The following is a 13,638-nucleotide window of genomic DNA, read 5'->3' on the forward strand; positions in this document are numbered from 1 at the left end:
AAGTTTATATTTGGTTCTTTAACATTGATTTAAGATTTTATGTACATTAAGAGAATATTTCCTGTAAAAACAGTTTTAAAATGGACAAGAAGAGATATTTTTCTTTTTGTACTAATAGGTGCAATACCTGTTATTCTATTTGACCTTTTGGGCTTAAAGTGGCTACATGTACCTTGGTTACCATTAGGCGTTTTGGGTACTGCAATTTCTTTTTTAATCAGTTTTAAAAACAATGCTTCTTATGACAGATTGTGGGAAGCTCGAAAAATTTGGGGAGGTATTGTAAACACCTCAAGAACTTGGACAATTATGGTAAAAGATTTTATAGATTTTAGACATGCCAAAACTCCAATTTCTGAAACAGATTTAAAAGCCATTCAAAAAGAATTGGTTCATAGACATGTAGCTTGGCTTACAGCTTTGCGCTATCAATTAAGAGCTAGCAAACCTTGGGAAGACCATGTGAAAAATCAGAAATCTAACAAAGAATTTAAAAAGAATTACTTCTTAGTTTGTGAAGATACTATTGATATTAAAGAAGCGATTTCTCCTTATATTTCTAAAGAAGAATACAAAGAAATTTTCGCAAAAGGTAATAAACCCTCTCAATTATTAGGAATTCAATCCAAACGTTTAAAAGAGTTGATGAATGCTGGCTTGATAGAAGATTTTAGACATATGGAAATGATGAATGTTTTAAAAGAACTTTACACATTACAAGGAAAATCTGAACGCATTAAAAACTTTCCTTATCCAAGACAATATGCCACTTTAAACTATATGTTTGTTTGGGTATTTATTATTCTATTGCCTTTCGGAATTATGGAAGGATTTGAGAGTATAGGGCAACACATAGTAGAAGATTTAGCTACTCACCAATCTAAAACCAATTGGGGGCATTTAACACAAGAATTTATTGCAAAGCATTTTGTTTGGTTTTCTATACCCTTTAGTACTTTATTAGCTTGGGTGTTTCACACTATGGAAAAAATAGGAGAAAATACAGAAAACCCTTTTGAAGGAAGCCCTAACGATGTGCCAATTACAGATTTAAGTAGAGGAATAGAAATTGATATTCGCCAATTAATTGATGACACAAACATCCCAGAACCTTACGTTTGGAAAAATGACATTGTGATGTAGTTTGTTTTATTTCTTAACGTATTTTCTAATAACTTCGCTAACGTCGATTATAAGTCATTAAAGCAGAAGTCATAATCGTTTTAAGTTACAAATAATTAAATACGAAAATCTATAGATGAAAAAAAACTTTTTGATTATTTTAATATTATTAGCTAATATTTCAATAAATGCTCAAACGACTGAAATAAAATTTGGTCTTAAATCAGGAATCAATATGTCAAAATATACACCAGATGTGTATGTTGGGAATTCAAGAATTTTAGACTACCAAGGGAAAATTGGATTTTATATTGGAGGTTATTCAAATATAAAAATTTCTGAAAAGTTTAGAATACAACCTGAATTACTTTTTTCTAACCAAGGAACTATAGCTGTTTTTGAAGATATTACCTTGACTGACTCAAATGGAACACCAATTGGAAACGAAGAGGATATAAAATATAAAATAAATGAATCTGTAGTTTCACTACCAATTCTTTTACAATATTTTGTTAGTGAAAAATTTAATTTAGAAGGAGGAATTCAATTAGGTTATATAATAAATCGAAAAGAAGAAGTTCTTGAAAACCCATTTAATCAATTTTTAGGAAATAATTTTCAAAACAATAATATGGAAAATGACAAATTTGATTTAGGATTTAATATAGGTTTAGGTTATAAAATACTTGAAAATATGAGAATTAATACAAAATATTTTCTTGGAATTATTGAAAGAGATAATGTTATTAAATCTTCAATTTTCAGTCTAGGAATTGAATATGAAATATAAACTGTTTGTAACACCGTATATAATTTATTGCTGGCTTATTGCTTACTTACAAAAATCCTCTCGGATTTTCTATTCGGTTTGTATATACTAAATTAGTTGCTTAAACCACACAACTAACCACACGTAAAACCGTTGTGACTAATACAAAAAAAGACGAAATAAATGACAAGAATAATTTACTACGTAGCAAGTTCAATTGATGGATTCATAGCAGGTCAAAATGACGACATAAGCGATTTTGCAGTAGGAGGAAAAGGCGTGGACAAATATTTAGCTGACCTGCAAAATTTTAAGACAGTGATTATGGGTCGAAGAACCTATGAATTTGGATATCAATATGGACTTGAACCAGGTAAGCCTGCATATCCGCACATGGAACACTTCATTTTTTCGAATTCAATGAAAATTGAAAACTTAGCTCAAACAGTACATATTGAGAAAAAATCAATAGACCGAATTAAAGAAATAAAAGAGTCAGCTGAGTCTGACATTTACTTATGTGGTGGTGGAGAATTTGCGGGTTGGCTTTTGGACAACGGACTTATTGACCAGTTAAAACTGAAATTAAATCCAATTATTCTTGGAAAGGGTATTCGACTTTTTGGTAACTCAAAAACTAAGGCAAAATGGAACTTAAAAGGAACCGAATCATTTGACGATGGGCTGAAAATCTTAACTTATGATTTAGAAGAATAAGAACTAATCACAACATGGTGTATAGTGTATACACTTCAGGTTACACAACATACACAAGCCGTAAGCGAATATTAAAAATCATAATATTTTATACTACTCTCAAATATTCAATTACAACCTTTATAATTTACCAAATTCGTAAAAATTCAGAAACTCTTTAATGTTTCAGTATTAATGAAAATATTATTCAGATATTTGTAATTAGACTCTTTTTCATTTACAAATGATTGACAATATCACTTTAAAAAACTTAAACGATTCACTTCTAGGTGATGTACTTTATGATAGTTTACACAAAACTTTATACGCAACAGATGCTTCTGTTTACAGGAAAATTCCTTTAGCAGTTGCGTACCCTAAAAATAATGATGATATAAAAATATTAATCAACTTCGCTACCAAAAATAACATCACGTTAATACCAAGAACTGCTGGAACTTCTTTAGCAGGACAATGTGTGGGAGATGGAATTGTAGTTGATGTTTCCAAACATTTTACAAACATTATTTCTTTTGATGAAAAAGCAAAAACCATAAAATTACAACCAGGAATTGTAAGAGACTCTTTAAATGTGTACTTAAAACCTTTTGGCTTGTTTTTTGGTCCAAACACATCAACTTCAAACAGATGCATGATTGGTGGTATGGTTGGTAATAATTCATCAGGAAGTACCTCCATAAAATATGGCGTAACTCGTGATAAAGTTTTAGAAATTGAAGCTATTTTAAGTGATGGTTCTACTGCAACTTTTAAAGAAATTACTTCGAATTCATTTTTAGAAAAAACAAAATTAGAAACCCTAGAAGGTGATATTTATAAAAGTATTTATTCGGAATTAATTTACGATTCTGCTCAGGAAGAAATTAAAAAAGAGTTTCCAAAACCAACAATTCACAGAAGAAATACTGGTTATGCTGTGGATGAGTTTTTAAAATCAGATTTATTTGGTGGCACAGAACCCACCATAAATGTGGCAAAATTTTTATCTGGAAGCGAAGGAACTTTGGCTTTTTCAACTTCCATCACTTTGCAATTAGACGACTTACCTCCTACTGAAAGTATTATGGTTTGTTCTCATTTTACAAGTATAAATGAGAGTTTAATTGCGACGTTAACTGCCATGAATCATAATTTGTACAATTGCGAATTAATGGACAAAGCCATTTTAGATTGTACAAAAAACAACCGAGAATTGGCAAAAAACCGTTTCTTTCTACAAGGAGATCCAGAGGCTGTTTTAATGCTAGAAGTTGCTGCAAATACATTACCAGAAACAGAATTATTGGCAGACAAATTAATTGCTGATTTGCAAGAAAATAATTTCGGTTACCATCATCCAAAAGTGTATGGAAAAGACATTGCTAAAGTCCATTATTTAAGAAAAGCAGGTTTGGGTGCTTTAGGAAATATGGTTGGCGATATGAAAGCAGTTGCCTGTATTGAAGATACTGCTGTGGCTTTAGAAGATTTGCCAAATTATATTGCCGAGTTTACCCAAATTATGGATAAATACCAACAAGATGCCATTTATTATGCACATGCTGGAGCTGGAGAATTGCACTTACGCCCAATTTTAAACTTAAAAAAGAAAGCAGATGTTGTTTTATTTAGAAAAATAACCACTGAAACTGCTGAGTTAGTAAAAAAATACAAAGGTTCTTTTTCTGGAGAACATGGAGATGGAATTGTACGTGCAGAGTTTATTCCATTAATGATTGGTGAAGAAAATTATCAATTATTAAGAAGAATAAAAAAGGCTTTTGACCCAAATAATGTATTTAACCAAGGAAAAATTACAGATGCTTTTCCTATGGATAAAAATCTGCGATATGAGGTGGATAGAATTGAACCTGAAATAAAAACCATTCAAGATTTTTCTGATAGTGAAGGTATTTTAAAATTAACAGAAAAATGCAATGGTTCTGGAGATTGTAGAAAACCTGTGGAAGCTGGAGGAACCATGTGCCCAAGTTATAGAGTTACAAAAGATGAAAAAGACACCACAAGAGCAAGAGCAAACACATTGCGTGAATTTTTAACAAATTCCGACGAAGCAAATAAATTTAATCATAAAGAGCTAAAAGAAGTTTTCGATTTGTGTTTAAGCTGTAAAGCATGTGCTTCTGAATGCCCAAGTAATGTGGATATTGCTACTATGAAAGCCGAATTTTTGTATCAATATCAAGAAACAAATGGCTATTCTTTTAGAAGTAAATTATTTGCGAATAATGTAAAATATAATAAGCTAGGTAGCATTGCTCCTGCTTTGACAAATGCAATTTTAAATACACCATTTGCAAAAGCTGCAATGGGTGTGGCACAAAAAAGAAGCGTACCAAAATTAGCTTCAAAAACATTTAAAAAATGGTACCAAAAGCAACCAACTTCTAAAAACAAAAAAAATGTGTATTTGTTTTGTGATGAATTTACTAATTTTTATGATGTTGAAATCGGAAAAGATGCGCTGTTTTTACTAGAAAAATTAGGTTACAATTTAAAACTTATAGATCATGAAGAATCTGGAAGAAGTTTTATTTCTAAAGGATTTTTAAAAGAAGCTAAAAAAGTTTGTAATTTAAATATCGAAATTTTTAAAAATCTTATTACAGAGGAAACTCCGTTAATTGGTATAGAACCTTCAGCAATTTTAACTTTTAGAGACGAATATATTCGTTTGGCAGATGATAAAAAATCTGCAGAAAAAATTGCTAAAAATACCTTTACTTTTGAAGAGTTTTTAGCTAATGAGTTAAAAAAAGAAAATATTGATCTTTCACTTTTTACTTCAGCGTCTAAAAACTTGAAAATTCACGGACATTGTCATCAAAAAGCATTGTCTGGAACTCATGCAAGTTTTCAAATATTGAATTTGCCAAAAAACTATTCTGTAGCCATCATGAATACTGGGTGTTGTGGAATGGCAGGTTCTTTTGGGTATGAAAAAGAACATTACAACGTTTCTATGCAAGTTGGTGAAGATACCTTATTCCCGAAAGTAAGAAATACACCAAAAGAAACAGAAATTGTAGCAGCTGGTACAAGTTGCAGACATCAAATTTTTGACGGCACAAAACGTATTGCAAAACATCCTATTACCATTCTAAAAGAAGCTTTAAAATAATTATTATGAGTAAAAAAAATAAATATGTAGCAGATGAAAATCGTTACGAAAAAATGAACTACAGAAGAACAGGAAATAGTGGATTACTTTTACCTGAACTTTCTTTAGGTTTATGGCATAATTTTGGAAAAAATGATGATTTTAAAAATGCGAGAAATCTTTTAAAATGTGCTTTTGATAATGGAATTACACATTTTGATTTGGCAAATAATTATGGTCCACCTTATGGATCTGCAGAAACTACATTTGGTAAAATCTTGAAAAAAGATTTCAAAAATTATAGAGATGAATTAATTATTTCTTCAAAAGCAGGTTATGATATGTGGAAAGGACCTTATGGAGATTTCGGTTCAAAAAAATATTTAACAGCGAGTTTAGACCAGAGTTTAAAAAGAATGGATTTAGATTATGTGGATATTTTTTACCATCATAGGCCAGATTACGAGACACCTTTAGAGGAAACTATGGGTACTTTAGATCTGATGGTTAAACAAGGTAAAGCACTTTATGTAGGCTTATCTAACTATCAACCAGAAAGAGCTGAAAAAGCTTTTAAAATCTTAAAAGATTTAGGAACTCCATGTTTAATTCATCAGCCAAGATATAGTATTTTTGATAGATGGGTGGAAAATGGTTTGCTAGATTTACTTGGTAATGAAAAAGTTGGTGCTATTTGTTTTTCTCCATTGGCACAAGGTATGTTAACGGATAAATACATTAACGGATTACCAAAAGATTCTAGAGCTGTAAAAGATGGACGCTATTTACAAACAGATAAGGTACTTGAAATGGTTCCTAAAATTAAAATGTTGAATGATATTGCTAAAAAAAGAGATCAAAATTTAGCACAAATGGCAATTTCTTGGATATTGAAAGATGATAGAATTACTTCCGTTTTAATTGGAGCTAGTAAAACCTCACAAATTTTAGATAGTTTAAAAGCAATTAAAAACACTAAATTTACAAAAGAAGAATTAGTAGAAATAGATACTATTGCTAGTTCATAAAATAGAATACTAAAAAAATAAATGAAAAAAAAGCCCTCCAAAATTAGCGCAATGGTTACCTTAATTATTGCTGGAGAGGCTATTTTTTTGCTACCTTTTATATTAATTCGTGTTTTTAAACCAGTTATAAGAGAAGTTTTTTTAATTTCTGACGCTCAAATTGGTGAAGCACAATCTTTATACGGTATTACAGCTGTAATGTCATATTTTTTTGGTGGCTTTATTGCAGATAAATGGGAACCCAGAAAACTACTATCTATTTCTATTATTTTAACAGCATTTGGTGGTGTTTTTATGACATTTATACCGTCTATAAATAGTTTAAAAATATTATATGCGTTTTGGGGAGTTTCTACTATTTTACTTTTTTGGGCTTCCTTAATTAAAGCTACAAGATTATGGGGTACTAAAAATAATCAAGGTTTATCTTTTGGTTTATTAGATGGTGGTAGAGGTTTATTTGCTGCTTCAATTGCATTATTTGGCGCCTCTATTTTAACATTTTTCTTCCCTAAAAAAGGAGTGGAAATTACATTTGAAAATAAATTAGAAACGCTACAATACATTATTGGTACAATTACATTTGTGGTACTGTTAGTTGGTTTTATTGTTTATAAAGTAATTCCAAAATCGGAGATAAAACAAAATAACAGCAAAGAATTTCAATTTAATTTTAAAGAAGCTTTTCTTTTAATGAAACAGCGCAAAGTTATATACCACTCAATTATTATTTTTTGTGCTTATTGCGCTTACAAATTAACAGGTGTTTATGGTACTTACGCAAAAGATGTTTGGAATTATAGTTTAGAACAAGCTACTTATTTTGCAGTTTTTATTCAATATTTACGTCCAATTGCTGCTATTTTAGTAGGATATTTAGCAGACAAACTTATTCCTTCTAAATTATTAATACCTGCTTTTTCCATACTAATTTTTGCCTCACTTACTTTAGGTTTGGGCTTTTTTTATGATGAACCCATTTACTTATCTTTTGTAACCTTTATTTTTATGGCATTTGGTACATATTCTCTAAGGGGTTTGTATTTTGCTATTATTGAAGAAACAAAAACACCACTACAATTAACAGGAACTTTGGTTGGTATTATTTCTGTAGTTGGTTTTACTCCAGATATTTTCATGTCGCTTTTTATTGGATATATGTTGGGAGAAAACCCAACAATTACGGAGTATAAAAACTTATTTAGCCTATTTTCTTTAATACCAATTATAGGTTTATTAGCTTCAATCTTGTTTCGTAAATCACTTTTAAAAGCTTTTTGATTTTTACCTAATTTATACAAATAATTTACAATTATATAGTATAATAATAGTACCTTTAAATTGTATTATAAATATTATTATTTTTGATTTTTAGTAAGAAACTTCTCCTCCAATTTTTCTTCCTATTCTTTATGAATAGCGTTGTGTCATATAGTCAAAATGCACTTAATTTTTCTTTACATCAAGATTTAAAACTTTTAGCTATTGGTGATAATAGAGGAAACGATGCAGGTACTATAAATTTTGTAGCTCGAATAAAGTATGAGGGTAAAGATAATAGCTTAGGATATTTTGTTTATGGATTGGAGTATGAAAATGCTTTTTTAACCACTAAATATACAAGATACGCAGCTTTTACAGGATTTACTTTTATGGATATTTTTAATGATTATAACTTACAGGTTACCCCAAGTGTTGGTATTGGAAATATTCACAGAGAAAACACCAATTTACTTAGTTTTTCTGCCTCTTTACAACTAGAATATTTTTTAAGCGAAAGAGTAAGACTTAGTTTTTTAAATCAAATTACAGAAAGAAGTGATTTAGAATTTTTATATGGTAAATTAGAGTATAGATATAGTTTTTTCTTTGGTATAGAAATTCAATTATTTAAGTTCAAACCAAAATATTAAGAACTCCAAAACTCACGCTTTTTATTTAACTCTTCTTCTTCTCTCATATATTCTTCAGCCTCTTTTGGTGATAAAACTTTTAAGAAAGATGGATGTTGTTCGATTGCGTATTCAATTTTACTCACAATATCTGCAACACTTTCATTTTCATAATCAATATCTAAAGGTTTTTTTATAACCATTGATTGTAAAACGTTTCTTTTTTTAATATTTAAACCTTTTTTATCAAAAGAACGTCTAAAACCATCAATAACAATAGGTACTACAATTGGTTTACACGTTTTTATAATGTGTGCTGTACCTCTTCTAATTGGTTTAAAAGGTGTTGTTGTACCTTGTGGAAAGGTTATTACCCAACCATCTTTTATGGCTTTGGAAATATTAGAAATATCAGAGTTTTTCACTTGCCTGTTTACATCTTTACCAGCACTTCTCCATGTTCTATCAATAGAAACAGAACCTGCATAAGCAAACAATTTTGGTAACAAACCTGCACGCATAGTTTCACCTGCTGCTACAAAGTAAACATTTAATTTAGGATTCCAGATATAACCGATATTTTTAATAGAATCGTCTCTACCACTTAATGAAGCATTAAAAACATGAAACATTGCTGCAACATCTGCAAAATAGGTTTGGTGATTGGAAATAAAAAGTACGTTATTATCAGGTAATTGCCTTATTATTTCTGAACCTTCAATTTGTAAGTTATTAAATTTACGATATCTTCTATGAGAAATTAGTCCAAAAATTCGAATGATCCATTTCTTTATAAATAAAATATGACCAAAAGGATTTCTTTTAAATAAAGGCATTATAAACTAGGTTTAATACTTGGTTAATGACAAATTTACGAAACAAATCGCAAAACTTAACACTTTAATAATTCTTTAATTTCTGAAAGCATCATTGCTGTAGCACCCCAAACTATATAATTGTTTAATTTAAAACAGGGCACGTCTATATTTTCCATATAAGATGTAGATAAATTAACGGTAGATAAAGAAGTGTCATTCAACAAATCTTTCACCAAAACTTCAATTGTTTTTTCTACTTCGTAATTCGTTGTTAAGTTGGGTCTTTTATCAGTAAAACCAATAAAAGGAGTTGCTAAAAAGTTACTTGGCGGAATAAAAACATCTGTTAATTCTCTTATAATTGTTATGGATTTTTGGGGTATACCAACTTCTTCAAAAGCTTCTCTTAATGCTGTGGTTTCTAAATCTGCATCTAATTTGTCTTTTTTTCCTCCTGGAAAACTAATTTGAGCTGAATGTGTGCCTTTATAAGTAGCTCTTTCTGTTAGTAAAAAAGTGGTTTCATTGTTTTCATTAGGATAAAATAATGCCAAAACTGCAGCTTTTCTGGGGTTGCTTGCTTTTATTTTATCGGCATCATATTGCAAACGAAGTTCTGGTGCTAATTTAAATTGAGCGTTTAAACCTCCTAACTTTAAAGTTTTTAATAAGTTTATTTTATTTTTGAATTGATTAAATTTCACTTGATTATTTATTTTTACTTAATTATATTTTTTTTGCAAAAAAAAGAATTCATTTTGGCAAGAATTTTGAACATGACATTGTATGAATGAAAAATACAAAAAATTATTAGCAAGTATTGTTTTAGATGCGATTGGTTTTATACCTTTTTTACCTTTTGATATTTTTTGGGCTCCAGTTTCTGGATATATTATGACCAAAATGTATAAAGGAAAAGAGGGTAAAATTGCTGGTTTTATTAGTTTTATTGAAGAGATTCTTCCTTTTGATTTTATACCTACTTTTACAATTATGTGGGTTTACAGTTATGTGATTAACAAAAGAAAGAACGAAACGTTGATTGAGAATTAATTCGGTTTTTTTAATACTATCTGTAATTAAAAAAGTGCGTTAGGGATTGAGCGACTTGTTTGAGCTCTTTTTTCTTTTTCAGAAAAAAAGCGAGTAGCGAAAGCCCGTTAAAACGCCCAAAGAAATACTATTCTTTTTCTGTTTTAAATAAAAAACCTAAACCTAACCTGCTTAAAAATTTCTTTTCAAATTCCCAAAAGAATTTAAATTGCCCAAATAACCAACCAACAATTGGTAGGGTTAATTGATATATTGGGAAAATTAATAAAATTCTTAATGGCCAATAAATAAACCCTGAAATTGTGTCGGGATTTAAACCTATAAAATTTGTAACTGGTTTTGCAACCCAAGCTGCAAATGAACCGTTAATTGCGAAAACTATCAAAATTGCTAAAAGAGACCAATTGCTTTCAATTCCCCATCTTTCTTTTAATTTTTCCATAACCTATTGAACTTCTTTTTTAGATTTTCTTAGCATTAACCAAATTCCAATTAAAACTAATGGAATACTTAAAACTTGCCCTGTGTTTAAAGGGCTGAAAAACCATTCTTCTCCTCTTTGTTGAACCTGTGGTTCTTTTAAAAACTCAATTACAAAACGTAAAGACCATAAAACTGTCATAAACAAACCAAATAAGAAACCAATATGTTGTTTTTTATCTGTTTTCCAGTATAAATACCACATTACAAAAAACAATGATAAATAACTAAACGCTTCATATAATTGTGTTGGATGTCTTGGTACAGTTTCGCCAGCTGCTTTAAATATTACTCCAAAGTCAGACCCAGTTTCTTTACCGTAAATTTCTGAGTTAAAAAAGTTACCAAACCGAATGAAAAAACCAGCTAAAGCAACCATTATGGCTAATCTGTCTAAAATAAATAACCAAGGCTTTTGCAGGTGTTTTTTAGCATAAAAATACAAGGCAATTGGAATTGCAATGGCTGCTCCATGACTTGCAAAACCTGTATAACCTGTAAATTTCCAACCTTCTGCTGTATTTTTAAATGGTAAAATAATTTCTAATAAGTGATTTTGGTAATAATCCCAACTATAAAAGAAAACATCTCCAAGACGCATTCCTACTAACATTGAAATAAATACATACATAAATAATGGATCCATTTTTTCTACTGGAATTTTATCTTCTATATATATTTTTTTCATTAGTCTTAGACCTAAAATAAATGCGGTCACAAACATTAGACTATACCAGCGTATTACAAAAAAACCTAAATCTATTCCTATAGAAGGATTCCACTCTATTGCTAAAAAACTCATACTCTTGTATTCAAGGTTTAAAATTTATAATTCAAAGTTAACATATAACTTCAATTCTTTGTTTATTATTTTCTTTTGTTCAACTTTTCCGGAACAGGATCATAACCACTACCTCCCCAAGGATGGCAGCTAAAAATTCTTTTTAAAGCCAACCAACCTCCAGAAAACAACCCGTGTTTTTGTAATGCTTCTATGGTGTAATGCGAACATGTTGGACTGTATCTACAAGTTGCTGGTGTAAATGGTGATATTGCTGTTTGATAAAAACGAACTAATAAGATAAATGGATATGATAGTATTTTTTTCAAATTAATTTATTGAAAAAGTAGTTCCTTCTTTACCATCTTTTAATTGAATTCCTAACTCAATTAACTCGTCTCTAATTTGGTCTGATAATGCCCAATCTTTGTTTTCTCTTGCTTCTTTTCTTAATTTAATTAGCAATTCTACAACGCCATTTATTTTTTCTGAATTGTCTTGTGAATTTTCATTCATTAAACCTAAAACATCAAAAACAAAACTGTGGATTATTGTTTTAAATTCCGACAAATCTTCTACAGTTAAACTTGCGTTTTTCTCTTTAATTTGATTGATTAATTTTACGGCTTCAAACAAATGAGAAATTAAAATTGGTGTATTAAAATCGTCATTCATGGCTGCATAACAAGCAGTTTTCCAATTTTGAACGTCAAATGTTGATGTTTTACCAGCTTCAATCTTTTCTAAAAAATTAACTGCTTCCATTAATTTGGCATGTCCTTTTTCTGATGCTTCTAAAGCCTCTCCAGAAAAGTCTAAAATGCTTCTGTAATTGGCTTGCATGTTAAAAAACCTAACTACAGATGCTGAAAATGCTTTTGGTAAAATATCGTTTTCTCCTGATAAAATTTCGTTCGGTAAAATAAAATTGCCTGTAGATTTTGCCATTTTTTGGCTATTTAACAACAACATATTTGTATGCATCCAATAATTTACTGGTTTTACACCAGAGCAAGTTTGCGATTGTGCAATTTCACATTCGTGATGAGGAAATTTTAAATCCATTCCTCCTCCATGAATATCGAAACTTTCGCCTAAATATTTTGTACTCATTACAGAACATTCTAAATGCCAACCAGGAAAACCATCGCTCCAAGGTGAAGGCCAACGCATAATGTGACGTTCTTCGGCTTTTTTCCAAAGTGCAAAATCTTGCGGATTTTTCTTATCTGATTGCCCATCTAAAGCTCTGGTATTATGAATTAAATCTTCTACTTTTCTTCCAGAAAGAATTCCATAATGGTTTGATTTGTTGTACTCTAATACATCAAAATATACAGAACCATTTACTTCATATGCCAAACCTTTTTCAATGATTTCTTTAATCATTTCTATTTGTTCCACAATATGACCTGTTGCTGTAGGCTCTATACTTGGTGGTAAAAAGTTGTAATTTTTTAAAACGTTATGAAAATCGACAGTGTAACGTTGTACAACTTCCATAGGTTCAATTTCTTCTAAACGTGCTTTTTTTGCGATTCTGTCTTCACCTTCATCTGCATCATTTTCTAGATGACCAGCATCTGTAATATTACGCACATAACGTACTTTATAACCTAAGTGTAACAAATATCTATACACAACATCAAAAAACATAAAGGTTCTTACATTACCTAAATGCGCGTTGCTATATACAGTTGGACCACAAACGTACATGCCAACATATCCGTCTGTTATAGGTTTAAATTCCTCTTTTTGTTTGGTAAGAGAATTGTATACTTTTAATTGATTTTCTTTGTAGCGTTCCATTAAAAAAAGTGACTATTTACAGTGGATAAAGATAGGCACTTTATAGAGAATAGAGAAATGGAATTTAAG

14 protein-coding genes are annotated in these 13,638 nt (G+C 30.0%); 8 read left to right on the forward strand and 6 right to left on the reverse strand.

Annotated features, from left to right (window positions below; genetic code table 11):
* The first annotated feature begins 39 nt into the window (after positions 1-39).
* The 7 genes from FDT66_RS01225 to FDT66_RS01255 all read left to right on the forward strand — a co-directional run bounded on the left by FDT66_RS01225 (position 40) and on the right by FDT66_RS01255 (position 8,649).
* Positions 40-1,143 (forward strand): bestrophin family protein, encoded by a 1,104-nt coding sequence (locus tag FDT66_RS01225; RefSeq protein ID WP_138534328.1) that lies wholly within the window; start codon positions 40-42, stop codon positions 1,141-1,143.
* Positions 1,144-1,258: 115 nt separating this feature from the next.
* Positions 1,259-1,912, forward strand: a complete 654-nt coding sequence (locus FDT66_RS01230) for a porin family protein (protein WP_138534329.1) — start codon at positions 1,259-1,261, stop codon at positions 1,910-1,912.
* Between the two features lie 162 nt (positions 1,913-2,074).
* The gene (locus FDT66_RS01235) at positions 2,075-2,608 is read left to right on the forward strand and encodes a dihydrofolate reductase family protein (protein ID WP_138534330.1); all 534 of its coding nucleotides are present in this window, start codon (positions 2,075-2,077) and stop codon (positions 2,606-2,608) included.
* A 223-nt stretch (positions 2,609-2,831) separates the two neighbouring features.
* Positions 2,832-5,729 carry an FAD-binding and (Fe-S)-binding domain-containing protein gene (locus tag FDT66_RS01240; RefSeq protein WP_138534331.1) on the forward strand — a complete coding sequence of 966 codons (2,898 nt, stop codon included), beginning with the start codon at positions 2,832-2,834 and terminating at the stop codon, positions 5,727-5,729.
* Positions 5,730-5,734: 5 nt separating this feature from the next.
* Positions 5,735-6,736, forward strand: a complete 1,002-nt coding sequence (locus FDT66_RS01245; RefSeq protein ID WP_138534332.1) for an aldo/keto reductase — start codon at positions 5,735-5,737, stop codon at positions 6,734-6,736.
* Positions 6,737-6,757: 21 nt separating this feature from the next.
* Entirely contained in the window at positions 6,758-8,017 is a 1,260-nt protein-coding gene (locus FDT66_RS01250; protein WP_138534333.1) for an MFS transporter, read from the forward strand.
* Positions 8,018-8,160: 143 nt separating this feature from the next.
* Positions 8,161-8,649, forward strand: coding sequence for a hypothetical protein (locus FDT66_RS01255; RefSeq protein WP_138534334.1), 489 nt, complete (start codon positions 8,161-8,163; stop codon positions 8,647-8,649).
* Here the strand turns inward: FDT66_RS01255 and FDT66_RS01260 are convergent.
* Complete coding sequence (locus FDT66_RS01260; protein WP_138534335.1) at positions 8,646-9,464, reverse strand: lysophospholipid acyltransferase family protein; 819 nt, start codon at positions 9,462-9,464, stop codon at positions 8,646-8,648. The genes FDT66_RS01255 and FDT66_RS01260 overlap by 4 nt on opposite strands.
* A gap of 56 nt (positions 9,465-9,520) precedes the next feature.
* Complete coding sequence (locus FDT66_RS01265; protein ID WP_138534336.1) at positions 9,521-10,150, reverse strand: NUDIX hydrolase; 630 nt, start codon at positions 10,148-10,150, stop codon at positions 9,521-9,523.
* 82 nt (positions 10,151-10,232) lie between these two features.
* Here FDT66_RS01265 and FDT66_RS01270 point away from each other — a divergent pair, with 82 nt between their 5' ends.
* Positions 10,233-10,499 carry a hypothetical protein gene (locus tag FDT66_RS01270; RefSeq protein ID WP_138534337.1) on the forward strand — a complete coding sequence of 89 codons (267 nt, stop codon included), beginning with the start codon at positions 10,233-10,235 and terminating at the stop codon, positions 10,497-10,499.
* Between the two features lie 127 nt (positions 10,500-10,626).
* On the opposite strand, the gene FDT66_RS01275 is transcribed toward FDT66_RS01270, so the two are convergent.
* From FDT66_RS01275 to cysS, 4 genes are all read right to left on the reverse strand, one after another.
* Positions 10,627-10,941 carry a DUF6787 family protein gene (locus tag FDT66_RS01275; RefSeq protein WP_138534338.1) on the reverse strand — a complete coding sequence of 105 codons (315 nt, stop codon included), beginning with the start codon at positions 10,939-10,941 and terminating at the stop codon, positions 10,627-10,629.
* Positions 10,942-10,944: 3 nt separating this feature from the next.
* A complete protein-coding gene (lgt, locus tag FDT66_RS01280) occupies positions 10,945-11,781 on the reverse strand; it encodes a prolipoprotein diacylglyceryl transferase (RefSeq protein WP_138534339.1) in 837 nt (278 codons plus the stop codon).
* 65 nt (positions 11,782-11,846) lie between these two features.
* A complete protein-coding gene (gene yidD / locus FDT66_RS01285; RefSeq protein ID WP_138534340.1) occupies positions 11,847-12,089 on the reverse strand; it encodes a membrane protein insertion efficiency factor YidD in 243 nt (80 codons plus the stop codon).
* A 1-nt stretch (position 12,090) separates the two neighbouring features.
* Positions 12,091-13,569 (reverse strand): cysteine--tRNA ligase, encoded by a 1,479-nt coding sequence (gene cysS, locus FDT66_RS01290; protein WP_138534341.1) that lies wholly within the window; start codon positions 13,567-13,569, stop codon positions 12,091-12,093.
* Between the last annotated feature and the right edge of the window lie 69 nt (positions 13,570-13,638).

The sequence above is a fragment of the Polaribacter aestuariivivens genome, assembly GCF_005885675.1.
In the GTDB taxonomy this organism is placed as follows: domain Bacteria; phylum Bacteroidota; class Bacteroidia; order Flavobacteriales; family Flavobacteriaceae; genus Polaribacter; species Polaribacter aestuariivivens.